A 23,903-nucleotide genomic window follows, 5' to 3' on the forward strand; every position below is an offset into this window, starting at 1 on the left:
TAATTTCGTAGTGGCAATTTCTCCCCGGCAATCTTCACGCTCACACGAACCGTCAGCCGGTAACGCAGAACTGAGCGATTCCGGACTGACCTGCAGCGGCGATTGGACTCTGTCGAATTACACCGAACTGGCCCGATTGGTCGAGATGATACAAACGAAGGATGTTGCAAGCGTCCCGCTCGATGTCTCTCAGCTCGGCCGGGTGGATACCGCAGGCGCTTCATTACTGGTAAAACTCGTCGGGCCCTCGGCACTTATACAATCTGTCGAAAGCAGCAATCTAGCCACCGAGCAACAAGCGTTGATTTCAACAGTTGCGTCAGCGATGAAGGCAGAACCACGCCCAGAACCGAGGACCAACCCTCTACTGGCATTTGTGGCAAGCACGGGTGAGAGAGTAACCGACATTTCCCGTCTGGTCTGGCTATTGGCGGGCTTCATCGGTCAAACATTGGCGGCATTATTTTACATCCTTCCCCGCCCCACACGCTGGCGCATTACCTCGTTTGTAGCAGCCGTTCACGACACCGGTCTCAACGCACTGCCTATTGTTGCCTTGCTCACCTTTCTTGTCGGTTCCGTCGTCGCCTTTTTGGGTGCCACCGTGTTGCAGGATTTTGGTGCCACCATATACACCGTGAACCTCGTAGCGTTTTCGTTCCTTCGGGAATTCGGCGTTTTGCTGGCCGCTATCCTGTTGGCCGGTCGCACCGCCAGCTCTTTCACCGCACACATCGGCGCCATGAAGGTGAACGAAGAGCTGGATGCCATTCGTACTTTGGGCTTAAACCCGGTGGAGTTACTGGTGGTGCCCCGGGTACTGGCCATGATGGTGAGCCTGCCGGTTCTCACGTTTGTCGGCATGATTTCGGGCATGATTGGTGGTGCGGTGGTCTGCGCGATTACGCTGGATATTCCGCCAAGCCAGTATTTGGCGATTGTTGAACGGGATATTGGCCTAACGCACTTTCTGGTGGGTATTGGCAAAGCTCCGGTGTTCGCCTTTCTGATCGCCGTGATCGGCTGCCTCGAAGGCTTCAAGGTGGCTGGCAGCGCACAGTCCGTCGGTGAGCACACCACGTCCAGTGTTGTGCAATCGATCTTCATGGTGATTCTGCTGGACTCCATCGCCGCGCTGTTTTTCATGGAAATGGGCTGGTAACGCATGACTCACTCTCAAGCTCAACGAAAACAACCGGGCGACGTCATTATTCAGGTACGAGGCTTGAGCACGCGCTTTGGCAGCCACATTGTGCACGACGATCTTGATCTGGATTTGTATACGGGCGAGATACTCGGCGTGGTGGGCGGCTCGGGAACCGGAAAATCGGTACTGCTTCGAACCATTGTGGGCTTGAACACCCCAAGTGCCGGGCATATTCGGCTGTTCGATACCGACCTTACCGAACTGCCCGCTGAAGAACGCTCCCGCTATGAACAGCGATTCGGTGTCTTGTTCCAGGGCGGCGCTCTGTTTACTTCTCTGAATCTGGTGCAGAACATTTCGGTACCACTGGTCGAACATGCGGGGCTTGCTCGCGCTGATGCAGAAGAGATAGCCCGCATGAAACTGGCGTTGACGGGATTACCGCCGGAGGCGGCCTTGAAATACCCGGCCGAACTTTCAGGCGGCATGGTCAAGCGGGCGGCACTGGCCCGCGCGCTGGCGCTGGATCCTGAAATTCTGTTCCTGGACGAGCCGACCGCCGGTCTGGACCCTATCGGTGCCGCAGATTTCGATGAATTAATTGTCACCCTGAGCAAGGCCTTGGGTTTGACGGTTTTTCTGGTCACCCACGACCTCGACACACTCTATTCCACCTGTGATCGGGTGGCGGTGCTGGCCCAACGCAAGGTATTGGTTGCCGATACGCTTGACCGCGTTGCCCAAACCGATGACGCTTGGATTCAGGAATATTTCCATGGCCCTCGTGGTCGTGCTGCCATCGCTGCTGGAACAAGAGCTACTTAACAGGAGTTCCGTAAATGGAGCCGAAGGCCCATCACATCATCATAGGATTCTTCACGCTGGCTGCGGTAACGGCAGCGCTGCTTTTTGCGCTGTGGCTCGGAAAATCCTCGGCAGATAGGGAATGGGCCTATTACCAAATCGGCTTTGATCACCCCGTCAGTGGGCTGGCCAAGGGAAACCCGGTTTTGTACAGCGGCATTCAGGTAGGTGACGTTCTGGAACTGACGTTAGCGCCGGATAATCCCGCCCACGTTCGGGTGCTGGTGCGCGTTGAGCAAGACATTCCGGTGCGCACAGACACCAAAGCCGGATTGGTACTGGCCAACATCACCGGCAGCATGAGCATCCAGTTTACCGGGGGCACGCCTCAGAGTGAGAGGCTTCAGGGCGACCGCAATAACCCACCGTTAATTCATGCAGAACCATCGGCTCTGAACAATCTGATGAATAACGGCGAAGCCATGCTCGCGCAGGCAGAACAATTACTGACGAACATGAACCGGCTGCTGGCTAGCGAAAACATCGAAAACGTATCCGCTCTGCTCGACAACGCCCGGGAAGCGAGCGAATCTTTGTTAGCAAACCGCGAAGCACTCATTGCCCTGATGGATCAATTCAACGCCGCCGCTGTGCGCGCCGAGGAGGCGGCCATTAAGGTATCGAACGTGTCTGACAACACTCGGGCAGTGCTCAATGATCGAGTCGTGCCCGTGCTGAATGCTATGGATAACGCCATCGCGACCCTGCAACCATCCTTGGAGCGGGTTAACAGCCTCACCGCCGACAATGAGCATTCGCTGAACGCCGGGCTTCAAGGGCTATCTCAGCTAGGCCCTGCCCTGCGGCAATTGAAATCCACTTTGCGCAACCTGAACAGTTTCACGCGGCGGCTTGAACAAGATCCGGCAAGCACCCTGTGGGGCGGATCGACCATCAAGGAGTTTGAGAAATGAATAGTCGCCTCTCTGCAATGGCCGTCTTGATGGCCGCACTATCAACGGCCGCGTGCACGGTTCTCCCGAGGCCAGAGCCACCCAGAGCCATGGATTTGGCGGTTGTGAGTGCATCGGTTGATTTCGAAAAACCGCTGCAAAGCAGCCTGCGCATCCATACGCCACTGGCTTCAGACCCCATGGACAGCTCCGCCATTCTGCTTAAGCCAACCCCTTACGAGTTTCAGGCCTACCCAAAAGCTCGGTGGCGCGACAGTGCTCCGGTCGTGATTCGCGACTACCTTGCCCGGCATCTTCGCAACAGTCGAGGGTTTCGAAATGTAGTGATCGACACCAGTGCAGCCAACACCGAACACTCCCTGCTCACAGAACTGTCGGCGTTTCAGGTCGTGCAACACGGTAACAGGCATCAGGTGGTTCTGGAACTGCATGCCGAAGTCATCAGCGAGCAAAGTGGCCGCAGTTTGTGTATTCGCAACTGGTCGATTCAAGAAATGGCTGCCAGCTCCGAACTGGAATCGGCGGTAGAAGCCTTTTCCCGAGCCAGCAATACGCTGGCAACCGAACTGACCGATTGGGCCTGGAGTTGTGTGCAGCGGGCGCAGTGAGCCGCGCCCGGATAGGGCAGGTTTAGATTTCGCTCCGGTTTTCGTCCGCCACTGTTTCATCCGCCTTCGGAAACAAGTCATCCCAGGCGGCGTGCAAGTACAGGTACATCGACCACAACGTTAGCACCGCAGCCAGGTACAGCAGCCCAACGGCGATGTCAGCAAGCATGTTCCCCGGCGGGAATGCCAGCAATCCTACGATGGCTGCAATCTGAGCCGTGGTTTTAATTTTGCCAATGTAGGAAACCGCCACACTGCCCCGGCTACCAATTTCAGCCATCCATTCGCGCAACGCGGAAATCACAATTTCACGCCCGATAATGATTGTCGCGGGAATGGTCAGCAGAACCGCAGAATACTCTTCGATAAGAACCGCCAGCGCGACTGCCACCATCAATTTGTCTGCAACCGGATCCAGAAACGCACCAAACGGTGTGCTTTGGTTCAGCCGCCGGGCCAGATAACCATCCAACCAGTCCGTGATACCCGCCAACGCAAAAATCGCCGCACTCGCCATATAACTCCAGCTCGCCGGCAAATAAAATACCACCACGAACACCGGAATCATGACGATGCGGGACAGGGTAATCAGGTTCGGTAAATTCATTGTGTTCCTATTCGTTATGCAATGCTGCGTAAATGGTTTCGGCCAATGCTTTGCTGATGCCTTGAACCTTGGCAATTTCGTCGACTCCGGCTTTTCGGATACCCTGAATTCCACCGAAGTAACGTATCAATTCTCGCCTGCGTTTCGGCCCCACACCCTCAATGCCTTCAAGGGTGGATTGCCGGCGCTTTTTATCTCGCCGCGCCCGGTGGCCGGTAATAGCAAACCGGTGTGACTCATCCCGAATGTGCTGAATCAGGTGTAACGCCGGCGAATCCGCAGGCACTCTGAATACCGCATCGGTCATGGCATCAATCAATTGTTCCATGCCCGCCCGGCGAGTAACACCCTTCGCCACACCTATTAGCGGAATATCTGAAATCTCAAGTTCGTCAAATACTTCCCGGGCAATGTTCAATTGCCCTTTACCACCATCGATAAACACCAGGTCCGGCTTCTTACCTTCCCCGCTCGCCAATCGACGGTAGCGGCGGGTCAGCACCTGCCGCATGGCGGCGTAGTCATCGCCAGCGGTCACGCCTTCGATATTATACAGGCGGTAATCGCTTTTCAGGGGGCCATTCTCGTCGAAAACCACGCAGGATGCGACGGTATTTTCGCCATGGCTGTGGCTGATATCAAAGCATTCCATGCGACTGGGGGTTTCGGTTAGCTCCAGCAGATCCCGAAGCGCCAGCAAACGACGATACACGGTTTCCTTGCTGGCAAGATGCGTAAGCAACGTCTGCTGAGCGTTGGTCATCGCAAGTTCGAGCCAACGTTTACGCTCACCTCGCACGTTGCCCCGTATACGGGTTTCGCGGTTGGCCGCCTCGGTAAGAGCTTCCGCCAGCAGTTCCTGCCCCTCAACCTTGACCGGCACCAGTATATCGTTCGGGATCTCCCGGCGCGTATCGCCGCCAAAATAATACTGGCCAAGAAACGATGCCAACAATTCGCCTTCGGTCTGCTCCAACGAGAATTTCGGGAAATAATCCTTGGTGCCCAGTACCCGGCCGCCCCGCACAATAATCACCACGATGCACACCACGCCGGCATCCTGGGCGATGGCAATCACATCGGCATCGCCACCCTCGCCATCGACGGACTGCTGCTCCTGTACATGGCGCAAATGATTCACCTGATCGCGGTAGGTTGCGGCTTTTTCAAACTCGAGCTTTGCAGCCGCTTCCTCCATTGCATTCATCAGATCCCGGATGATCGCAGGGTTCTTACCCTCCAGAAACATGGTGGCTCGACGGATGTCCTGCTGGTACTCCTCGGGGCTGATGTACTCTACACAAGGCGCGGTGCACCGGTTAATCTGATATTGCAGACAGGGCCGATTCCTGTTTCTGAAATAGCTTTCATTACAGGATCTTATCTTAAATACTTTTTGTAGAATATTAAGACTTTCTTTGACCGCGCCGGAGCTGGGAAAAGGCCCGAACCACGTACCACCGCCCTTTTTTGTGCGGCCACGACGAAAGGTCAAAGACGGGTAATCGCTGTGCGATGACAGGTAGATATAGGGATAGGATTTGTCGTCCCGAAGCAGAATGTTGTACGGCGGCCTGAGCGATTTGATCAGGTTTTGCTCGAGCAAAAGCGCTTCAGTTTCACTCCCTGTAATGGTCACTTCAATGGAGTGAATCTTGCCAACCAAGGCTTCGGTTTTCGGCGCCAGGCCAGTTTTGCGAAAGTAACTGCTGACGCGATTTTTCAGGTTGCGCGCTTTGCCGACGTACAGGATTTCTCCCGCACTGTCGTACATACGATAGACACCGGCGCGTTCGGAGAGTTGTTTGAGGAAGCTCTTGCTGTCGAACTCCCCGGGAGTGTAGTTAGGGTCAGACGGTGTCGGCATCCAGCAATCCAAGCCGTACTGCCATCAGCGCCAGTTCAACGTCGCTGGAAATCTCGAGCTTTTCGAAAATCCGATAGCGGTAGCTGTTCACGGTTTTCGGGCTCAGGCAGAGCTTGTCCGAAATATCCTGAACTTTCTGGCACTCTACTACCATCATGGCAATCTGCATTTCACGCTCAGACAGGCGCTCGAATTTAGACAATTCGCCGTCTTCATCCCGATCACCGCCGCCCAGCGAGTTTAACGCCATCTTCTGGGCGATCTCGGGGCTAATGTAACGCTGGCCGGAATGGGCTTTGCGAATGGCACGCACCATTTCCTGAATATCTGCGCCCTTGGTGATATAAGCTGCAGCACCACTTTGCATCACTCGCGCCGGATAAGGATCGTCCGCGCAGGCGGTCACCACGATGATCCGGATGGAATCGTCTAACCGGAGAATTCGGCGTGTGGCTTCAAGCCCACCAATACCCGGCATCCGAATATCCATCAAAACAATATCCGGACGGGCGTTGCGGACAAAATCGATTGCATCCTCACCAGAAGACGCCTGACCAATCACATCAATGTCAGGATTGTCAGCCAGCATGCGCGTAATACCGGAGCGCACCAACTCGTGGTCATCAACAACCAGAACCCTGATCAAAGCTCACCTCACCAACAGAATAAAAACAACGCTCAGTGATTGTACCCATTAGCAGAGTCAGCGCATAGGTAAGGCGCTCAAAACCTTGGCCTTCGTCAACTCTTGCCGTATTCCTGGCCCAGCACATCAAGCCGGTGAGCCCAAACCGGCGGTATTTTCAACCGGATCAAACCACACCACCAACTCCCCTGCGCGAACAGCCGCAAGCACGCGGCTGCGCTCGGCCAACGGGTTCTCGGTATCGTTCAGCCCGTGGTAACGGGTGCAGTACTCCTCTACCAAGCCTTCCAACTGATCTTCAGTCAGCAAGCTGGCATCTACCACAAACTTTTCCTGGCGCGGATCGGACTCAGGTCCATTAGCATAATCGCTCATCATCAATCCTTTCACACTATCTTCAAAAGCCACAAGCAATTCATTATCATCGTGCCTTTCACAAAGTTTGGATGCTAATGAACCAGAACGTTTTCAAGCTAACACTACCTATCCTGTTTGGCTACCTGCCCCTGGGCACCGCCTTCGGTGTGCTTTTTTCCACGCAACTGGATTACGCGTGGTGGATAGCACCGCTGATGGGCTTGGTGATCTATGCGGGTGCCGGGCAAATCCTCGCTGTCAGTTTGCTGGCCGCCAACGCAGGGCTACTCGAAGTAGCGGTTGCCATGCTGGTTCTGAATGCCCGTCATTTATTCTACGGTTTGTCGCTGCTAGGGCAATTTCGCGGAGCCGGCTGGCGTAAAGGCTATCTGATTTTTGGCCTTACCGATGAAACCTACTCGTTGCTCACCAGCCGTGCACGATCCGGCGACAAACACCACGAACAGGAAATCGACTTTCGCATTACAGCTTTCAATCAACTTTATTGGATAGCCGGCTGCGCACTGGGTGCTCTGTTGGGCGACTGGATCGCGTTTGACAGCACCGGCATCGAATTCGCACTGGTTGCGCTGTTCATTGTATTGACCATCGAGCAGTTCAAAGCCTTGCGTAATACCTTTCCGATCTGGGCCGGTGCTCTGGCGGCCGGCGCTGCCATGTTACTGATACCCGCCACGCACCAGCTAATTGCCGCCATTGCCATTGTTACCGCTGTGCTGCTGATTCAGTACCGGTATCAGAGCGATTCAGCTCTTGAACCGGAGGTCAGTCATGACTGAGAGCTACTATCTAATGGCCTTTATCGCGGTGACGGCGCTGGCAACCTTTGCCACTCGGGTGGTGCCTTTTCTGTTTTTCGAACGCCATACCGAACACCCGTTGATCAAACATCTCGGGAGGTTTTTACCCGCAGCTGTGATGGCGCTTTTGGCCACCGTTTTCCTTCAGCGTTCGGCGAGTTGGGATGCGGATACTCTGGGGTTGGACGCCCTGATTCCCGGCTTGCTTGTGGTAGCGGTCCATCTTTGGCGAGGTAATGCATTGCTGTCGATTGCGACAGGCACCGTCGCCTACATGGCTATTCAGCAAACCGGAATGATCGTTTCCGGAGGGTGATTACACACCGCCTTCAACATTGGCGACCAAGCGGGAGTCTTCCAGTGCCGCGGTTCTATGTTTGAGAACCCCTTTGTAATCGGGACTTTCAATCATGGCCAGAAAGGCATCAGTCGAAGGGTAGCGAACCAATAACACTTGATCCCAGGCTTCGTCTGGTGGCGCAATGAGCGACCCGACACTTCGGCCCGACCAAATAACTTCAGCGCCGACGGCTCTGACACATTCGGCAGCTTCCTTCATGTAGCGCTTGTAGGCATCGCGCCCGGAACATTCTTCACTCGCGTCCTGGTATTCCGCGCGATCACGGAATCTCAGCAAGTTGAGCATGACCACCGGTTGATCTTTAGGGGTCTCCTGCAGGACTTTTTTCAGCTCTTCCTGGGAAGCGTCAACAGTCGCCATAAGTATCCTTTTTATTTGTTATTGAGGATGCCAAAGTTCGCAAGCACTTGGGCACCATAAACCAATTTGCCCAACCATGCACATTGAGAGAGTACTGTACTTTGAGCGGATTACTAGCCACCTTCAGCTACACACTGGAAACCACACTTCCCGTCTTTGCCATGGTGTTCTTGGGAATCGGCCTCCGCCGGCTGGGCTGGATTGACCAAAACTTCATTTCCACCGCATCCGCCCTGGTATTCAAGGCGACCCTGCCCACCCTGGTTTTTCTGGCCATTATCAAAGCCGATTTGAGCGCCACACTGAACGCCAACATGCTGCTGTTCTATCTAGCGGCAACGCTCGCGAGCTTTTCCGCAGCTTGGCTATGGGCCATCAAACGGGTGCCCAGAGACGACCGAGGGGTGTACGTGCAGGGCGCGTTTCGAGGGAATTGCGGTATTGTCGGCCTGGCGCTTGCCGCCAATCTCTATGGCGATTACGGGCTCTCGGCCGGGGGCTTGTTGCTCGGCCTGGTCATCATTTCATACAACATATTGTCGGTGGTTGTGCTGCTTGCTTACCAACCCGGCAAACAGATGAACGTCTCAACAACGTTGCGAGACATTGTGCGTAATCCATTGATCATCGCTGTGGTGGTCGCTGTTCCCTTCGCGGGCCTGCAAATCACGCTGCCCGAATGGGTCATGACCAGCGGCGAGTACTTTGCCTCGCTGACCCTGCCACTCGCCCTGCTCTGCATTGGTGGCGCTGTGTCATTAAAAGCCATCCGCAATGACAGCGGACCTGCTTTGGGGTCAGCGGTTTGGAAGATGGTGACACTACCGGTAGCCTGCACACTGGCCGCCTGGTTGCTTGGATTCGAAGGTCGGGAACTGGGATTGATGTTTCTGTTCTTTGCCAGCCCAACGGCAGCGGCCAGTTTCGTCATGGTGAAAGCGTTGGGCGGCAACGATCGCATGGCCGCCAATATCATCGCGCTAACCACGCTTACGGCAAGCGTCACTGTGACCGTGGGTGTGTTCGTGTTGCAGACAACGGGACTGGGTTGAGTAAACCTTTTTTCTGCTGACAAACAAAAAACCCCAGCATCTCTGCTGGGGTTTTTATTTGGCGGAGAGGGAGGGATTCGAACCCTCGATACGCTATTAACGTATACACACTTTCCAGGCGTGCGCCTTCAGCCACTCGGCCACCTCTCCAATAAACTGTTTCAAATCAGCGAACTCGCCGCTCATTTGAGGGCGCAAACTTTAATTGTTTTGGCGGCGTTTGGCAACCGTATCTGTGAAATTCTCTGAAATTTTCTTTCAGCACGTTCGATTGGCCCTATTGGGGCGGCATTTTCGCTATGCTTAACGGATTAACGCCCACTTAATCTGGAGACACACCATGCTGATGAAAGCCGAGCAATCCACCTTGCTACTCATCGACGTACAGGAAAAGCTAATGCCGGCGATCAGTCAGGGCGCGGAAGTCATTGATCGCTGTACCACACTCGCAATCATTGCAGGTCTGCTTGAGGTCCCCATTATCGGCACCGAGCAGCTGCCTGATAAGCTGGGCTCGAACGTTGAGTCCATCCGGGAGCTGTGCAACACCACTGTTGGCAAAACTCACTTTGACGCCTGCCCTGACGGCCTCATCGACGAATTACCAGAAGGACGCCAGCACATCATCATCGGAGGCTGTGAAACTCACGTTTGCATGCTTCAAACGGCGTTGAGCCTGCTGGACTCCGGATACAAGGTTTGGGTCGTTGCCGATGCCACCGGTTCGCGCAATGAGCTCGACCGGGATGTCGCCCTGGACCGCCTGCATCAAAGCGGAGCCAGGATCGTCACTACCGAAATGGTGGCGTTTGAATGGCTGGGCCATTGCCAGCACCCGCACTTCCGCGACATACAAGAACTGATCAAGTAAGGAGTAACGAGCACCCTCATGCTGAACATGGACTTTACCCAACGCGTGGTCATCCGGACTCGCGATCTTGAGTGGGCACCCAGCCCTGCCGCTGGTGTAGAGCGCAAACCTCTGGCCCGCGAAGAAGCAGAGCGCGGCCACGCCACCAGCATTGTTCGGTATAAGCCCGGAGCTTCGTTCAGCCGTCATGAACACCCTTTGGGCGAAGAGATCCTGGTGCTTGAGGGCGTTTTCTCGGACGAAACCGGCCACTACCCTGCAGGCACCTACCTTCGTAACCCGCCCGGAAGTGGCCACGCGCCGTTCAGTGACGAAGGTTGCACCTTGCTGGTCAAACTACACCAATTTGATCCGCGTGACCGTGCAACCGTCAGCATTGATACCACAGCCGCCGAATGGCTACCCGGTACAGGCGGCTTGCAGGTTATGCCGCTGCACGACTTCGAACACGAACACGTTGCGCTGGTGAAGTGGCCGGCCAATGAAGTGTTCCAGCCCCATCGGCATTTTGGTGGCGAGGAAATTCTGGTGCTGTCCGGGGAATTCTGCGACGAGCAAGGCCGTTATCCGAAAGGCACCTGGATACGCTCACCGCATATGAGCCAACACCATCCCTTTGTGGAGCAGGAAACCGTGATTTGGGTTAAGACGGGCCACCTGCCACTGGACTAGCCCGGCGGCAGGTTTCTCGGTTACGCCGGATTCATTTTTTTCGGTAGATAATACCGGGCTGGCACTGCACCATTTCGTACAGATCCGGCAGGCCGTTCAGCGATTCGGAAGCGCCGAGAATCAGGTACCCACCCGGATTCAGCGCCCCGTGCAGGCGCGTAAGGATGTCTTTTTTGGATTCCGCGGAGAAGTAGATAAGTACGTTTCGGCACAGAATGATGTCGAATTTTCCGAACATATAGCGCTCAAGCAGGTTGAGCTCTTTGAATTCCACCATGGCCCGGATCTGATCGTTAATCTGCCAGCCACCGTTTACAGACGGCTTGAAGTAGCGTTTCTGGCGCTCAGGGGACAAGCCGCGCCCAATCGCGATCATTTCATACTCGCCTTTGCGCGCCACTTCCAGAACACTTTTCGATATATCGGTCGCCGTGATGCGCACATCCCTGAGCTTACCCGGCCGGGCCTGTCGATACTCATCCAGAACCATGGAAACGGAATAAGGCTCCTGCCCCGTTGAACAGGCAGCAGACCAAATTCTCAGCGGCTGTAACGATTTACGCTCCGCGAACTCCGGGAGCAACTTATCCTGAAGAATGCGGAATGGATGATTGTCCCGAAACCAAAGCGTCTCGTTGGTGGTCATCGCATCGATCACCACTTCGCGCAGCCCCATGCGCCCGGAACGCTTGAGTCGCTCCAATAGCTCACCAAGCGAACTCAGTCCATTATCTTCAAGAATTCTGCGCAACCGGCTTTTCACAAGATACTGCTTGTTATCGCCGAGCAAAATGCCGCAAGCATCTTGCAAGAACGTTTTGAACTCTTCGTATTCCCGAGGCGTAATTTCCGCGTTCATTGCATCTCTATCATGGGTAAAACGGTTAACCGAGACCTTAACTCTGATCGATTAATTCCATCACGCGCTCAGCCAACTCATCCGGGCTGAATTTCGCCATAAAATCGTCCGCACCGACTTTCTTGACCATGGCAAGATTGAAAACGCCGCTAAGCGACGTATGCAACATGATGAATGCATCTTTCAGCGCGGGGTCTTCTTTAACGCGAGTGACTAGCGTATAGCCGTCCATCTCGGGCATTTCCACATCAGAGATAATTAATGAAAGGTGGTCTTTGATGGATGAACCATCGCGGACCAGACTTTTCAGATAATCCAGCGCTTGCCTGCCATCGTTGTAGGTGACCACCTCCATTCCGATCGCCGTCAGGCACCTGCTGATCTGGCGCCTGGCGACGGCCGAATCGTCCACCACAAGAATCGGCAGATAACGTTTTGCGCCAGCAGCACTGCGCGTCACAAGCTCATCATTGACGTCTTCACGAAGCGGAGCAACTTCTGAAAGAATCTTCTCTACATCAATGATTTCTACAAGCTTTTCATCAACTTTTGTCACCGCAGTCAGGTAAACATCTTTACCCGCACCTTTTGGCGGCGGCAAGATCTCTTCCCAGTTCATGTTCAAAATACGGTCAACGCCAGACACCAGAAAACCCTGTGTCTTCCGATTGTATTCCGTAATGATAACGAAGCTTGTCGCGAGTTGTTCTTGGGGAATTCCGGGCAATCCAATCGCCATGCCCATATCAACAATCGGAATAGTTTCTCCGCGTATGTGAGAAACCCCACGGACAACTGCGCGACTGTTAGGAATTGAAGACAGTTTCGGGCACTGCAACACTTCTTTCACTTTAAACACGTTAATGCCATACACCTGCCGTCCACGGAGCCGAAACAGCAACAGCTCCAGCCGATTCTGGCCGACCAGCTGCGTGCGCTGATTAACGCTTTGAAGTACCCCTGTCATGTCGTTCTGCTCCTGATTGCCCTAACCGGCACTGATTTTGCTTCGTAGCTCAAAGACTCGGATTTCAGCTTAGTGTAACGGCCACAAGCCCAGATTCTTAACTTTTTTTAAAGGGCGACAGGCTTACCGACAGCATAGGACAAAGCACCCAATATGCGTACCCTCATTTTATTGACGCTGACACTGGTTTTCAGCGTACCCGTTCTCGGCGAACAGAGCACAACCGCCAGCGACATCCGGCAGATGGCCGAGCGGTTCTTGCAAGTTTGGGCCGAGGAACAGCAGGGCCTCGGCCGCCGCGTTGCGTATCAAACCGGCAATGTGGACCGACGTTTGAAACTTGCGCTCTGCGAAGGTGAACCTGAGCTGGAATTTGCCAGTAATCCGTTGCGCACCCCCAGCCCGTCGATTCTCATCAGCTGCGCGGGAAAACGCCCTTGGCGAATGTACGTATCAGCCTCTGTGGAGGTGTACGGCCCGGCGATCGTTGCCGCTCGCCCTCTGACCCGCGGGGAGCGCCTATCCAGCTCTGCCCTGACCACAAGTGAAGTGCAACTGAACGCCAGTCGCCGTGGCACACTCACCGATATCCAATCCATTCAGGGCATGCTGGTCCGCCGTCCTGTAAAAACCGGCACAGTGTTAACACCGGACTTACTGGAAGCGCCCGATGCCATCGAGCGCGGAGACCATGTTATTATTCTGGCCCGTACCGGTTCTTTTTCAGTGAGCTCCCGAGGCAAAGCCTTGGGCAACGCCAGCATCGGCGAGCAAGTAGTGGTAGAAAATCTACGCTCCGCTCGAACCGTCAAAGCCACGGTTGTCGCACCGGGACGTGTCGAAATTCCAATGCAGTAAGCCGTAAGAAGCCGGGCGGAAATTTTTTTCCTATATTGACTAAAGTCCGGCAACAACTTGCCGTTAACGAGATATAAACCCGAATCCGCCACTGAAAGATGTGGCCCCAGGCAAGCAGGTAATATTATGTCAGTTGACTTAAATGGAATTGGCCCAGGCCAGGTCAACACCACCAGAACCCAGGCCGACAAGGCGTCAGGCAGCGCCACGACAGCACCCGCCGATCAAGCCAAGGCACAAGGCCCGGCAGCCCGCGGCGAAAACGTCAGCCTCAGCAGCCAGGCAAAAAACCTGAAGCAGCTTGAGGAAGAACTTGGCGATTACCCGGAAATGGACGACGATCGCATTGCGGAAATTCGCTCCGCGCTGGATAACGGCACCTACAAGATTGACGCAGAAAAACTGGCCCAGAAAATGCTTGAGATGGATGAAAGCATTTTCGGGTGAGTAGAGTATGGCCGCTATCGATGAATTGAAGACTCTTCTACAAGAAGACATCCGCCAGCTGAACGTTCTGGCGGATCTTCTCCTTAGGGAGAAAGAGGCGCTGGCCTCTGCGGATATCAATCCCCTGCACGAGCTCACGGAAGAAAAGAACCAGATTCTTGGCGCAATCCGTGATCGAGCTCGCCAGAAGATCCACCACCTTGTGAATATAGGTTACCGCCCGGATTCCGGCGAGGCTTCACGCTTTATTCGCGCAGGCGGGATGGAGGACCTGTATCAGCTCTGGAAAGCCGCTGACCAAAAGCTTCGGGAATGTCAGTCGCTTAATCAGAATAACGGACGCGTGGTTGGCCATCTGCAAAAACGTCTCGCCCGCGTAACCGATATTTTCAGGGGCGCTTCCGGACAACAAAAGCTCTATGGCGCTCAAGGGCAACAAACCAACGTGTCGAGCGGAACTGTATTTGCCAGCGCTTAACGTTAGCGTTTCAACAAGAAGGCCCGGCAACTAGCCGGGCCTTCTTGTTTTGCACCCGGACAAAGGATTAACGAGTATAAATGGTCATGCTCGACGCGGTATGAAAACGAATATCCTGAATGCTGACGCTGCCCATCGATGCGCCATTACCGCCCGCCACCCGGATATTATCCATTCGAATTTCTTCAATACGCTCTGGCAACGCGAGCGATAACGCGCCGTCGTCCCGGATTGAATAACGCTCTTCACCCTCCCGGTATTTCACGCCTGATATCGTAAGGTCCGAATCAAGAAAGCTTAGAACCGGCACAAACACGTTGGCCGCCAGCCGCACCCCTTCAACCGCGTCCAGCCCGATCTCATCTGCACTACCGCCATCGGCATCCGCGGCTTTCTCTGGCATAGCAGCAACTTTCTCGATGCGGTCCAGTAACCCGATGTTGCGCTGCCCTGACACAGAAGACATTTCGTCATCGGTCAAAGGGGAAAAACCATGGCCTTCATACAACTGCCCTGCACTGGCGACAGCATCAGCATCTTCTTTGTCGGTAGTCGAGGCAAACGACACTAACGGTTGAAAAGGCAACGCCACCATCGTGACGAAAGCGGCGGTATTCCGGTATCGGGACTGGTGCTTCAGTACCCGGACCAAATCCTTTTCACTGATACACCCCGAAGCCACCAGAACCTCACCGAGGCGCTGACCAGAGGTACGCTGCTGCGTCAACGCCTCTTCCAGCTCCGCTTCGGTCAAATAACCACGATTGATCAACAACCGACCTAGCCGTGACTTCTCTTCAAATCCTCTTTGGACTTTCACTCGAGTTCTCCTGTGTTCGCCATGAACACCGTACAACCAGGCCCGGCATCGTCATTTTTGGTTAAGCTATGGCAAGCGTAGCCGAGAGTAGCCGGACTTGCTGTTTGCTTTTACTCTTATCGGCGTAAGGATCTGTTAATATCGTTAACTGCTTTGTAGCAACTATGATTATGTCACCAATCCCGACACCCACTGAAACAAAGAGCTGCCTTTAAATGACAAACTTCGTAAAACAACAATTCCTTGTGATTTATGCCGCATTGTTGGTTATGTCAGCGTTGATTTTCTCCGGCGCAGCACACGCAGACGCCAACAACGACTTGCCCAAAGTGCGCTTCGTCACTTCCGAAGGCGCGTTTGAACTTCTTTTACGCCCCGACGTTGCACCCAAAACGGTCGAGAACTTCTTAAGCTATGTGGACGACGGCTTCTACGACGAAACCATTTTTCACCGAGTCATCGCCGGATTCATGATCCAGGGTGGCGGGTTTACCGCAGATATGGGCCGAAAGCCTACGAAAGCTCCGATCGTCAACGAAGGTAGTCAAACGCTACCCAACCTGCGCGGCACCATCGCCATGGCGCGAACCAACAATCCTGACTCGGCCACATCGCAATTTTTCATCAACGTGGTGGACAATGACTTTTTGAACGCCGGCGTTCGCGGTGCTGGCTACGCTGTATTCGGGAAAGTGACCGAAGGCATGGGCGTAGTGGACAAGATTGCCTCGGTACAAACCGGACGAAAGCAAGGCATGGGAGATGTCCCGGTGTCTCCGATCACCATTAAAAGTGTGACACGGGTTTCCGCAGAAGACTGATGGCTTTTACCGGTACCCTAAAACCGCCGGCCACAGCGCCGGCGGATTTAATTTGGCAAGACGGCGTTCCGGAGTCGGCCCGGTTCGGCGATGTCTATTTCAATCGCGACGATGGTCTCGCTGAAACCCGCCATGTATTTATTAATCCCAACAGACTGCCCGACCGTTTCGGGAAACTGTCGCATCATGGGCAGTTTGTCATTGGCGAAACAGGCTTTGGTTCTGGCCTCAGTTTTTTAACGGCGTGGGCGGACTGGAAACAGCAAACAACCAGCCTCGAACACACCGTTCTGCATTTTGTTTCGTTCGAGCGCTACCCGCTCACCCGTGAACAGCTACAAGCCGCACTGGCCCGCTGGCCTGAACTTTCGGCCCTATCCGACCAACTAATCCGCCACTACCCACCTCTTATGAACGGCGTTCATCGGCTGGTTTTCGAGGGCGGCAAAGTCAGGCTAACCCTTTTCTTCGGTGAAGTTCTAAATGGGCTGGGTCAACTCTCGTTTCAGGCAGATGCCTGGTTCCTTGATGGCTTTGATCCTCAACACAATCCGGAGATGTGGTCTGATGAGGTGATGCAATCCGTCCGAACTCATAGCCGGCCGGGCACCACGTTCGCAACATTTACTGCCGTCGGTCGGGTGCGGCGATCTCTTGAAGCGGCGGGGTTCGAGGTTCGAAAACTGCCAGGCTTCGGCCGTAAAAGAGAAATGCTCTCCGGCACCCTGGCGACAGATACCAATGCCCCGGGTCCTGTAGACAACCCCAATGGCCCCGTCGCCATCATTGGAGCGGGAATTGCAGGCACCCTATTAGCCCGAAATCTGGCCGAGCGGGGTCTCCCGGTTTTGCTGATCGACAAAGCCGCCAAAGCGGGCTCCGGGGCATCCGGGAACGCTCAGGGTGCGCTTTATGCCAAGCTTGGCATTGAATACAACGCGCAAGCCGAACTGGCGGCGACGGCTTTGGCTTTCAGCCAGCGTTACTACCGCCCATGGCAAGGTGACTTCTGGCACCCGACCGGTTTGTTGCAGCTCGCGACAACGGAAAAAGAGAGTGAGCGCCAGCGAAAATTTTGCGAGCGTAATCAATATCCCGGAGATTTGCTGACACCTGTAACGGCGAATCAAGCCTCGGAACTCGCCGGCATCGAGATCCCGGTTGAAGGCCTATGGTTTCCGCAGTCAGGCTGGCTTGAGCCCGCAAAAGCGTGTGACCGCCTGTCCCGACACCCTCTGATTACCACCTTATTTGATTTTGAGGTGCATCGTATTGGGCGCCTGGAACATGGCTGGTGCATTCAGGATATTCACGGCACAAACCAACAGGTGTCTAAATTGGTCATCGCTTGCGGCCATCAAACGGCCGAGATTGCCCCCGTTACGGGAACGCTCCGGCTGAAGCCTATTCGCGGGCAAGTCACCTATCTACCCGAGAGCACCGTGACCCCGCCGGCAACCGTTATCTGCGGTTCTAAATATCTGAATCCTGTCGCTCATGGCCAAGCGACCACCGGCGCAACCTTCGACATCAGAAATAACAACCCCGAGTTAACCGCCGAAGGTCATCAGGAGAATCTGGATGAACTTCTGCGCATGTTGCCCAAGCTGCCAGCAACCCAGATACCCTCAGCCGACGCATTACATGGCCGTGTTGCCTTTCGATGCACCACCCATGATTATCAACCGGTCGCCGGGGAACTGCGCACAGAATCCGGCGACAAAGTAGAGGGCGCATACCTTTTTACGGGGCTCGGCAGTAAGGGACTGGTTTGGGGGCCGTTGCTGGCAGAATATCTGGGAGACCTTATCTGCGAACAACCCCTGTGCTTGCCCAGTCATCTTACCCGCCGTGTAGAGACACATCGCCTGTACCCGAAGCGGGAGGCCGGGCAATAAAGCAAATAACTGAAGTTTTCAGCTCTGCAGCCGATAAACGGTTAATGACGTTCATAGGGATTTGGCCGATCAGCCACGCAAGGTGTTGTTATGTCTATTCATGTTAGTGAACCCGGCCGCCCCATCGGCACTCGTCTTCCGGAAATCTTCCGGAACCGCACGGTGGGTGATGTCACAGAACTGGAAGCTTCAAGTGCGCTTTCGAATACTCACAACGAAGCCACGGATGCCGAGTTCCAGCAAGCGGCTAACAGCGGCCGGCAAAGGGCGCTGCAGCAATATGGTACCGTGGCAGCTGGTGAACGAAAGGAAGAGCGGGTTTACCTGCCTGTTTCAGAGATCGCGTCACCTGCCCAATTTACGGTACCGGCAACCGCCACGATGGCCCAGGCGCTCGCGGTGATGGAAGACAATGCCGTACACCATCTGGCGGTTATATCCGAGGATAACATTGCGGGCTTAATCGACTTCAGGTGGCTGCTGAGCTGGATATACGAAAACCCGGAGGAAGCACAGACCCAGAGCCTGCTAAACATAGAGTTGCCGGCGTTCCTGACCGCTTTTCCCGAAACCGACGCACACCAATTGGCTCGGCTGATGCTGGCCCACCGCTTGAATGCCGCGCTGATCGTCGATGGAACCAGCGGCCAGCCTTCCGGCATTGTCACCAGCACGGATTATTTAAAACTCTATGCCAACGCAAGCAGACAAGAAGGGGCGGTGTAATCCGCCCCGGCACTAAGGCCCAATCGGCGACAGCAGTTTTCCTTCGGGGCTGAACACAATCAGCTGCCGTTCCCCAGCCACATCGACCAGCGCCATCACTTCGTCATTACGATAGTTCACGAGATCAAGGAACGATAAATCGCTGGGAATCTGCGTGTTCCAGTTCCGATGATGCAACTCACTCTGTGCGCTTCTTCTGGCCAGGATACCGTCGTTACTCGTGGCCATGGGGCTGGTTTCATCCAGTTGCCCGTCGGTATTGCCTGCCAGCACGATGTCGCCATCGAACAGTATGCTTTGGGTAAGTGTTTCGTTCGATGCATCAGCAAAATCGTTGACCTGGAGGGCGTGCTTCGGATCGCCACTTCCCGCTATGCCCCACACGAACCCCGCCTGACTGTTAAGTGTGCGGCTACGGGTCAGTTCGTTATCGGCATCTTCCACTTCCGTGATGCCGTATGCCAGCCCGCTCGCATCACCCACCAACCAGGCCAGCCCTGAACCATATACCCCATGTCGCAGCGTTTCGGTAGCGTCTTCACCACTCTGAACCAGGTTAAAATCCGCACTGACCCTACCGCTGGCAAAGAAAGGGCCTATTGCGTTGGTGCCGTCCAGCGTGACCGGCGCTTGCCCAAACAGCACGACGGACGACGCATTGAAATCGCCCGCTGCCAGGCGGTCATCAGCACCTGAACCAAACAACCGGACTCCCTTCTCCTCAGGCGCACCGCCGTTATCAGCAATTTCCGCCAAAAACACATCTGTACGGCCTGCATTAGCCTGGGCGCCCCAACTCCCGTCGGTATCACCTGCAAGGGCCACAACGGGCTTGCCTTGATCGACTCTTAAACCCACCCACCGCACTAGATCATCAGCGTTCGAACCAACTTCGTAAGCAGTATTCCAGACAGGAAGATAGGCGGAACCATCAAACCGGAACAAACGGGAAAACACATTCTGATCCCCCGTGTTACCGGGCGCAGAGTAGCCTACCGCCAATTCCTGGTAGGTCACCCTCGGGGTGGCTGTAGTGTCAACTCGAGCCGCCACGCTGATGTATAGTTCGGTACTGGTCACGCCGGAGGCGACCGTCACTGTCTCCAACAAATTACCGGCCTGATCGTAAATGCGAACTTCCGAATCCGAATTGGTGTATCCCGCCACAAACAAACGGCTGCCATGCCCCAGCTCTATGTCTGTCGGCGTAAAATCAGTAAAGGTTTTCGGGGAGACCAAGCGGTTGAGATTGACCCTTAGCAAGCTGTCACTCGCCCCCCTCGCGTAACCTTGGCGACCCGCTTGATAGGCATCGTCTACGGCAAGATTCAGAAACAAATCGTCGAAGCCGTCGTCAGCGCTCAAGTTGTAGGCTTTACCGCGAAGACCAAACTCAATGGCGTCCTGCCCTAGGGGAAACAATAACTCCGATATAGCCGAGCCGTTGCCATCAACAATCTCGTAATGAGTACCTTTCCTGGCACCGGAACCTTTACCCTGCTCCGAAAACCGTACTTTTACGGGGCCGTCACGCTCTCCTTCCAAAACCGCCTTGTAGGTTGTGGGTTCCTCATTTTCATTCGCATTGATGGCGTCTTTTGCCCCGCCCTTCAGCGTTTGAACCGTAACCAAAGGCTCATTATCCAGTATGGTAATACCCGCCCGGGTGCCTGTGTTTTTCACCCCAAGCGAGGCAATGCCGTCGCGCACTTCGGTCAAACGAATAAACGCCAGTTCGCTGAGTTCCGGAATGCGATCATCGATCACTTCCATGGGGATGTAACATTCGGTGATGCCAGGTTCCAACGTCAGCACGCCACGATCATAAATACCCGCAGCATTTTTTTCATAGGTGATATAGGAAAGAGATTTTCCATTCTGATCAACCGCTTCATCCGACTGAGAACCGCGAACAACAATATCCTGACCAACGATAGCCCGCCCGGTATTAGAGGTGCTGTATTCGCATTTCTGATGCGGCGCGCTTTCGCCTGAGTCGCAATTGTCAGGATCGAAATCGCTATCCAGCTGAAAGGCAACGCGGATGCGTGTGACCGAAGGTTTGTCCAGAATGACTTTGGCGTAAGTGCGATGGGTAGTGCTGGTGACAGGTTCGGTTTGCTTGAAACTTCCGTCATCCTCGTAGGTATTCAGCTCAAACGAGTGCTCTCCAGTGGCCTCGAGAGCCGGCACCGAACAGCTTTCCGCGTTCGGGCTCGGTTCCGCCCCGGTCGCCTCTCCCTCTTTGAGCTCCCCGACTTCGATCGACATCACATTGGGCTTTACTTCAATATCGAACGCCTGAAAGCCCGCCATTTTGCCGTCGGTAGAAACAATTTCGATGTTCGTGGTTTTGCCAAGATCCGCTTCGCCGCGATTACCCCCTGAGAGGCCGGGTACCCCCCGCATAATGATGCCTTGGCGAGCCTTGTTTGAGGTATCCTCCAGCGCGAGCCAGGCAGGTGCGTTTACCAGCGAGTAGTCGAGAATATCCTCACCGCCGTATGCGCCCCAGTTGTAGTAATACTCAACGCCAAGATAAGCAGTCGGCGCAGGGGCACCCAGTAACGTAGGTTGGTCAGGATCTTTTTCGGTTTTGCAGCCTGCAAAAACCAGAACGATAAGTGCAAGACCGGCCAAGCGGCTGGCCGGGCAGGTACGGGAAGACAAATCGGCACGCATGCAAAAATCCGTTTCTTGACGTTGTTGTTAGGTCGGTGATCCGGCTCGCTTTCACGCGGCCTATTTACACACCGTTACAGATCAACGTCATGGTAGCCAATTTGTCCAAGGCAGGACCTGCGCGAGTTCTCAGATTCACCCGGCAGGCATCTGGTCAGATTTCTACTCCGTGTTCGTCAAAGAAGGCCAGTAGTGCTTCTTCATCCAGCACGGCTACACCAAGCTGTTCTGCCTTGGCGAGCTTTGAACCCGCCGCTTCACCCGCGACCACGCAGGCGGTCTTCTTCGAGACACTGCCGGCCACTTTGGCCCCTAGCCCTTCCAGCCTGGCTTTGGCCTGATCTCGTGTCATTTTCGACAAAGTGCCGGTCAGAACCCAGGTTTCGCCTGCCAACGGCTGCGCCTCAGCAGGCGCCACTCGCTCTTCTTGCCAAACAACGCCGGCCTCTCGCAGAGCAGCAAGAGTTTCCTGGTTGTGGGGCTGATCAAAGAAGCTGCGAATATGGCCGGCAACGATCGGGCCCACATCTGGCACCTGCTGAAGTGCTTCTTCCGTGGCAGCGGCAATGGCTTCCAGGGTACCAAAATAAGCCGCTAACGATTTCGCCGTAGCCTCACCCACTTCCCGAATACCTAGCGCATACAAGAACTTCCACAATACAGGATTACGGGAACGGTCAATCGCGGCAACAAGGTTGCTGGCCGATTTGTCGCCCATGCGCTCTAAGCTGGATATCTGGAATTTGGTTAAACGATAAAGGTCAGCAACGGTGGCGACCATACCTTCATCGACCAGCACTTCAATCAGCCGATCGCCCAAACCTTCAATGTCGAGCGCTTTACGAGACGCATAGTGGCGGATGGCTTCTTTGCGCTGCGCGGGACAATAAAGCCCCCCGGAACAGCGCGCCACCGCTTCTCCTTCGATTTGAACAATGTCGGACTCACACACCGGACATTGGGTGGGCATCACCACCCCTTGAGCGTTCTGGGGGCGTTTCTCGGGCACCACTTTCACGACTTGCGGGATGACATCACCAGCCCGGCGAATAAACACCGTGTCACCGATGTGCACATCCAGGCGCCGAACTTCATCCATATTGTGCAGAGTGGCGTTCGAGACGGTCACGCCGCCTACAAACACGGGCTTCAAACGCGCAACCGGGGTCACGGCACCGGTTCGACCCACCTGAAATTCAACGCCTTCAATGGTAGTCAGCTCTTCCTGAGCCGGGAATTTCTGGGCAATGGCCCATCTGGGTGCCCGCGACACAAAGCCGAGCTGCGTTTGCAGATCCAGCCGGTTCACTTTGAACACAATGCCATCGATCTCATAGGGTAAGCTGGCGCGCTTATCCATCAAGTCGTTATAGGCATCCAGGCAGGCTTTTGCCCCGGTCGCCAAACGCATCTCTGGGTTGATTCGAAAGCCCCAATCTTTCACCCGCTGCAAGCTATCCCAGTGCGTGGCCGGCAACTGATCTTCATCCAGGACCGCCATACTATAGGCGCACATTTCTAAGGGCCGCTTCGCGGTGACGGTCGATTTCTTTTGCCGCAAGCTACCGGCAGCCGCATTACGGGGGTTTACGAAGGTTTTCTCGCCTTGGTCCGCCAGCCCTTTATTGAGCTTCTCGAAACCCGCTTTAGGCATATAAACCTCTCCCCTAACCTCGACGAGATCCGGGTAATCGCTCCCACGTAATTTCAGAGGAACCGATGGAATGGTTCGAATGTTGGCGGTTATGTCCTCACCGGTTGTTCCGTCACCCCGCGTTGCCGCCCGGGTAAGCAAGCCGTTTTCGTAATGCAGGCTTACCGCCAGCCCGTCAAGTTTCGGTTCACATACGTACTCGATCGGCTCATCCGCTCCAAGCCTGTCACGCACCCGTCGGTCGAACTCCTGCAGTTCTTCTTCGCTGAACGCATTATCCAGCGAGAGCATCGGAACACGGTGGGTCACCTCGGCAAAGCTGGTATCTACGGCACTACCGACCCTGCGGGTGGGAGAATCGTCCGAGGCAATCTGCGGATGCTCGGCTTCTAACGCCTGCAGCTCCCGGAACAAACGGTCGTATTCTGCGTCGGGAATTCTGGGGTCATCCAGTACGTAATACTGGTAGTTATGATCGTGGAGTGCAGCGCGTAGCTCTTCTACGCGCTGCTGCACTTCTGCGGGGATCTGTGTCATCAGGTGGGT

The 23,903-nt window shown here is 54.8% G+C and carries 25 protein-coding genes and 1 tRNA gene; 15 read left to right on the plus strand and 11 right to left on the minus strand.

All coding sequences use genetic code 11. The features are described from left to right. Positions 1-10: 10 nt before the first annotated feature. From JAO79_RS10690 to JAO79_RS10705, 4 genes are read left to right on the plus strand one after another with little or no spacing between them, the layout of a single operon-like run. Positions 11-1,162 (plus strand): MlaE family lipid ABC transporter permease subunit, encoded by a 1,152-nt coding sequence (locus tag JAO79_RS10690; protein WP_413785057.1) that lies wholly within the window; start codon positions 11-13, stop codon positions 1,160-1,162. Between the two features lie 3 nt (positions 1,163-1,165). Next, a complete protein-coding gene (locus JAO79_RS10695) occupies positions 1,166-1,972 on the plus strand; it encodes an ABC transporter ATP-binding protein (RefSeq protein ID WP_199007251.1) in 807 nt (268 codons plus the stop codon). 14 nt (positions 1,973-1,986) lie between these two features. After that, on the plus strand, positions 1,987-2,925 hold the full coding sequence (locus JAO79_RS10700; protein ID WP_199007252.1) for an MlaD family protein: 939 nt from the start codon (positions 1,987-1,989) through the stop codon (positions 2,923-2,925). Continuing rightward, on the plus strand, positions 2,922-3,533 hold the full coding sequence (locus JAO79_RS10705; protein WP_199007253.1) for an ABC-type transport auxiliary lipoprotein family protein: 612 nt from the start codon (positions 2,922-2,924) through the stop codon (positions 3,531-3,533). The genes JAO79_RS10700 and JAO79_RS10705 overlap by 4 nt, the downstream gene beginning before the upstream one ends. A gap of 22 nt (positions 3,534-3,555) precedes the next feature. On the opposite strand, the gene pgsA is transcribed toward JAO79_RS10705, so the two are convergent. The 4 genes from pgsA to JAO79_RS10725 all read right to left on the minus strand — a co-directional run bounded on the left by pgsA (position 3,556) and on the right by JAO79_RS10725 (position 7,028). Further along, positions 3,556-4,140, minus strand: a complete 585-nt coding sequence (gene pgsA / locus JAO79_RS10710; protein ID WP_199007254.1) for a CDP-diacylglycerol--glycerol-3-phosphate 3-phosphatidyltransferase — start codon at positions 4,138-4,140, stop codon at positions 3,556-3,558. A 7-nt stretch (positions 4,141-4,147) separates the two neighbouring features. Next, positions 4,148-6,007 (minus strand): excinuclease ABC subunit UvrC, encoded by a 1,860-nt coding sequence (uvrC, locus tag JAO79_RS10715; RefSeq protein ID WP_199007255.1) that lies wholly within the window; start codon positions 6,005-6,007, stop codon positions 4,148-4,150. Continuing rightward, entirely contained in the window at positions 5,991-6,653 is a 663-nt protein-coding gene (uvrY, locus tag JAO79_RS10720; protein WP_133005379.1) for a UvrY/SirA/GacA family response regulator transcription factor, read from the minus strand. Before uvrY ends, uvrC begins: the two co-directional genes overlap by 17 nt. A gap of 126 nt (positions 6,654-6,779) precedes the next feature. Beyond that, positions 6,780-7,028, minus strand: a complete 249-nt coding sequence (locus JAO79_RS10725) for a hypothetical protein (protein ID WP_199007256.1) — start codon at positions 7,026-7,028, stop codon at positions 6,780-6,782. 77 nt (positions 7,029-7,105) lie between these two features. Between JAO79_RS10725 and JAO79_RS10730 the strand changes: the two genes are divergently transcribed. Further along, a complete protein-coding gene (locus JAO79_RS10730; RefSeq protein WP_199007257.1) occupies positions 7,106-7,810 on the plus strand; it encodes an AzlC family ABC transporter permease in 705 nt (234 codons plus the stop codon). Next, positions 7,803-8,147, plus strand: coding sequence for a branched-chain amino acid transporter permease (locus JAO79_RS10735; protein WP_199007258.1), 345 nt, complete (start codon positions 7,803-7,805; stop codon positions 8,145-8,147). Before JAO79_RS10730 ends, JAO79_RS10735 begins: the two co-directional genes overlap by 8 nt. On the opposite strand, the gene JAO79_RS10740 is transcribed toward JAO79_RS10735, so the two are convergent. After that, on the minus strand, positions 8,148-8,552 hold the full coding sequence (locus JAO79_RS10740) for a DUF1330 domain-containing protein (protein WP_199007259.1): 405 nt from the start codon (positions 8,550-8,552) through the stop codon (positions 8,148-8,150). Positions 8,553-8,653: 101 nt separating this feature from the next. On the opposite strand from JAO79_RS10740, the gene JAO79_RS10745 reads away from it, so the two are divergent. Continuing rightward, positions 8,654-9,604, plus strand: a complete 951-nt coding sequence (locus JAO79_RS10745; RefSeq protein WP_199007260.1) for an AEC family transporter — start codon at positions 8,654-8,656, stop codon at positions 9,602-9,604. Positions 9,605-9,663: 59 nt separating this feature from the next. On the opposite strand, the gene JAO79_RS10750 is transcribed toward JAO79_RS10745, so the two are convergent. Next, positions 9,664-9,754: transfer RNA gene (locus JAO79_RS10750), tRNA-Ser, on the minus strand. Between the two features lie 190 nt (positions 9,755-9,944). On the opposite strand from JAO79_RS10750, the gene JAO79_RS10755 reads away from it, so the two are divergent. Together JAO79_RS10755 and JAO79_RS10760 are read left to right on the plus strand one after the other, a co-directional pair. Continuing rightward, a complete protein-coding gene (locus JAO79_RS10755) occupies positions 9,945-10,475 on the plus strand; it encodes an isochorismatase family protein (RefSeq protein ID WP_199007261.1) in 531 nt (176 codons plus the stop codon). A gap of 18 nt (positions 10,476-10,493) precedes the next feature. Further along, positions 10,494-11,147 carry a cupin domain-containing protein gene (locus JAO79_RS10760; protein ID WP_199007262.1) on the plus strand — a complete coding sequence of 218 codons (654 nt, stop codon included), beginning with the start codon at positions 10,494-10,496 and terminating at the stop codon, positions 11,145-11,147. Positions 11,148-11,178: 31 nt separating this feature from the next. On the opposite strand, the gene JAO79_RS10765 is transcribed toward JAO79_RS10760, so the two are convergent. Both JAO79_RS10765 and JAO79_RS10770 read right to left on the minus strand, forming a co-directional pair. Next, a complete protein-coding gene (locus tag JAO79_RS10765; protein WP_199007263.1) occupies positions 11,179-12,006 on the minus strand; it encodes a CheR family methyltransferase in 828 nt (275 codons plus the stop codon). Between the two features lie 37 nt (positions 12,007-12,043). Next, a complete protein-coding gene (locus JAO79_RS10770; protein WP_199007264.1) occupies positions 12,044-12,973 on the minus strand; it encodes a chemotaxis protein CheV in 930 nt (309 codons plus the stop codon). Positions 12,974-13,126: 153 nt separating this feature from the next. Here JAO79_RS10770 and flgA point away from each other — a divergent pair, with 153 nt between their 5' ends. The 3 genes from flgA (at position 13,127) to JAO79_RS10785 (ending at position 14,756) form a co-directional block, all read left to right on the plus strand. Further along, on the plus strand, positions 13,127-13,831 hold the full coding sequence (gene flgA, locus JAO79_RS10775) for a flagellar basal body P-ring formation chaperone FlgA (protein WP_199007265.1): 705 nt from the start codon (positions 13,127-13,129) through the stop codon (positions 13,829-13,831). A gap of 126 nt (positions 13,832-13,957) precedes the next feature. Further along, on the plus strand, positions 13,958-14,278 hold the full coding sequence (gene flgM / locus JAO79_RS10780; protein ID WP_199007266.1) for a flagellar biosynthesis anti-sigma factor FlgM: 321 nt from the start codon (positions 13,958-13,960) through the stop codon (positions 14,276-14,278). A 7-nt stretch (positions 14,279-14,285) separates the two neighbouring features. Continuing rightward, complete coding sequence (locus JAO79_RS10785) at positions 14,286-14,756, plus strand: flagella synthesis protein FlgN (RefSeq protein WP_199007267.1); 471 nt, start codon at positions 14,286-14,288, stop codon at positions 14,754-14,756. Positions 14,757-14,823: 67 nt separating this feature from the next. Here JAO79_RS10785 and JAO79_RS10790 read toward each other — a convergent pair whose 3' ends face one another. Next, a complete protein-coding gene (locus JAO79_RS10790; RefSeq protein WP_199007268.1) occupies positions 14,824-15,576 on the minus strand; it encodes a pilus assembly protein PilB in 753 nt (250 codons plus the stop codon). A 215-nt stretch (positions 15,577-15,791) separates the two neighbouring features. On the opposite strand from JAO79_RS10790, the gene JAO79_RS10795 reads away from it, so the two are divergent. The 3 genes from JAO79_RS10795 to JAO79_RS10805 all read left to right on the plus strand — a co-directional run bounded on the left by JAO79_RS10795 (position 15,792) and on the right by JAO79_RS10805 (position 19,021). Next, positions 15,792-16,397 carry a peptidylprolyl isomerase gene (locus tag JAO79_RS10795; RefSeq protein WP_199007269.1) on the plus strand — a complete coding sequence of 202 codons (606 nt, stop codon included), beginning with the start codon at positions 15,792-15,794 and terminating at the stop codon, positions 16,395-16,397. Continuing rightward, the gene (gene mnmC, locus JAO79_RS10800; protein WP_199007270.1) at positions 16,397-18,295 is read left to right on the plus strand and encodes a bifunctional tRNA (5-methylaminomethyl-2-thiouridine)(34)-methyltransferase MnmD/FAD-dependent 5-carboxymethylaminomethyl-2-thiouridine(34) oxidoreductase MnmC; all 1,899 of its coding nucleotides are present in this window, start codon (positions 16,397-16,399) and stop codon (positions 18,293-18,295) included. The genes JAO79_RS10795 and mnmC overlap by 1 nt, the downstream gene beginning before the upstream one ends. A gap of 90 nt (positions 18,296-18,385) precedes the next feature. Beyond that, positions 18,386-19,021 (plus strand): CBS domain-containing protein, encoded by a 636-nt coding sequence (locus JAO79_RS10805; RefSeq protein WP_199007271.1) that lies wholly within the window; start codon positions 18,386-18,388, stop codon positions 19,019-19,021. Between the two features lie 12 nt (positions 19,022-19,033). Here the strand turns inward: JAO79_RS10805 and JAO79_RS10810 are convergent, their stop codons facing one another. Further along, the gene (locus JAO79_RS10810; RefSeq protein WP_199007272.1) at positions 19,034-21,703 is read right to left on the minus strand and encodes a hypothetical protein; all 2,670 of its coding nucleotides are present in this window, start codon (positions 21,701-21,703) and stop codon (positions 19,034-19,036) included. 154 nt (positions 21,704-21,857) lie between these two features. Further along, a complete protein-coding gene (ligA, locus tag JAO79_RS10815; protein ID WP_199007273.1) occupies positions 21,858-23,894 on the minus strand; it encodes an NAD-dependent DNA ligase LigA in 2,037 nt (678 codons plus the stop codon). Positions 23,895-23,903 lie beyond the last annotated feature (9 nt).

Origin of the sequence: Marinobacter litoralis (genome assembly GCF_016427555.1) — a bacterium.
Classification (GTDB): domain Bacteria; phylum Pseudomonadota; class Gammaproteobacteria; order Pseudomonadales; family Oleiphilaceae; genus Marinobacter; species Marinobacter litoralis_A.

What these genes read in the sequence shown, in the direction of transcription:
- pgsA (WP_199007254.1), bottom strand. Translation starts at nt 4,140, where the DNA reads ATGAATTTACCGAACCTGATTACCCTGTCCCGCATCGTCATGATTCCG.
- JAO79_RS10810 (WP_199007272.1), bottom strand. Translation starts at nt 21,703, where the DNA reads ATGCGTGCCGATTTGTCTTCCCGTACCTGCCCGGCCAGCCGCTTGGCC.
- JAO79_RS10770 (WP_199007264.1), bottom strand. Translation starts at nt 12,973, where the DNA reads ATGACAGGGGTACTTCAAAGCGTTAATCAGCGCACGCAGCTGGTCGGC.
- mnmC (WP_199007270.1), top strand. Translation starts at nt 16,397, where the DNA reads ATGGCTTTTACCGGTACCCTAAAACCGCCGGCCACAGCGCCGGCGGAT.
- JAO79_RS10740 (WP_199007259.1), bottom strand. Translation starts at nt 8,552, where the DNA reads ATGGCGACTGTTGACGCTTCCCAGGAAGAGCTGAAAAAAGTCCTGCAG.
- JAO79_RS10785 (WP_199007267.1), top strand. Translation starts at nt 14,286, where the DNA reads ATGGCCGCTATCGATGAATTGAAGACTCTTCTACAAGAAGACATCCGC.
- JAO79_RS10795 (WP_199007269.1), top strand. Translation starts at nt 15,792, where the DNA reads ATGACAAACTTCGTAAAACAACAATTCCTTGTGATTTATGCCGCATTG.
- flgA (WP_199007265.1), top strand. Translation starts at nt 13,127, where the DNA reads ATGCGTACCCTCATTTTATTGACGCTGACACTGGTTTTCAGCGTACCC.
- JAO79_RS10730 (WP_199007257.1), top strand. Translation starts at nt 7,106, where the DNA reads ATGAACCAGAACGTTTTCAAGCTAACACTACCTATCCTGTTTGGCTAC.
- JAO79_RS10695 (WP_199007251.1), top strand. Translation starts at nt 1,166, where the DNA reads ATGACTCACTCTCAAGCTCAACGAAAACAACCGGGCGACGTCATTATT.
- JAO79_RS10765 (WP_199007263.1), bottom strand. Translation starts at nt 12,006, where the DNA reads ATGAACGCGGAAATTACGCCTCGGGAATACGAAGAGTTCAAAACGTTC.
- flgM (WP_199007266.1), top strand. Translation starts at nt 13,958, where the DNA reads ATGTCAGTTGACTTAAATGGAATTGGCCCAGGCCAGGTCAACACCACC.
- JAO79_RS10705 (WP_199007253.1), top strand. Translation starts at nt 2,922, where the DNA reads ATGAATAGTCGCCTCTCTGCAATGGCCGTCTTGATGGCCGCACTATCA.
- JAO79_RS10755 (WP_199007261.1), top strand. Translation starts at nt 9,945, where the DNA reads ATGCTGATGAAAGCCGAGCAATCCACCTTGCTACTCATCGACGTACAG.
- JAO79_RS10725 (WP_199007256.1), bottom strand. Translation starts at nt 7,028, where the DNA reads ATGAGCGATTATGCTAATGGACCTGAGTCCGATCCGCGCCAGGAAAAG.
- JAO79_RS10760 (WP_199007262.1), top strand. Translation starts at nt 10,494, where the DNA reads ATGCTGAACATGGACTTTACCCAACGCGTGGTCATCCGGACTCGCGAT.
- JAO79_RS10735 (WP_199007258.1), top strand. Translation starts at nt 7,803, where the DNA reads ATGACTGAGAGCTACTATCTAATGGCCTTTATCGCGGTGACGGCGCTG.
- JAO79_RS10805 (WP_199007271.1), top strand. Translation starts at nt 18,386, where the DNA reads ATGTCTATTCATGTTAGTGAACCCGGCCGCCCCATCGGCACTCGTCTT.
- uvrC (WP_199007255.1), bottom strand. Translation starts at nt 6,007, where the DNA reads ATGCCGACACCGTCTGACCCTAACTACACTCCCGGGGAGTTCGACAGC.
- JAO79_RS10700 (WP_199007252.1), top strand. Translation starts at nt 1,987, where the DNA reads ATGGAGCCGAAGGCCCATCACATCATCATAGGATTCTTCACGCTGGCT.
- ligA (WP_199007273.1), bottom strand. Translation starts at nt 23,894, where the DNA reads ATGACACAGATCCCCGCAGAAGTGCAGCAGCGCGTAGAAGAGCTACGC.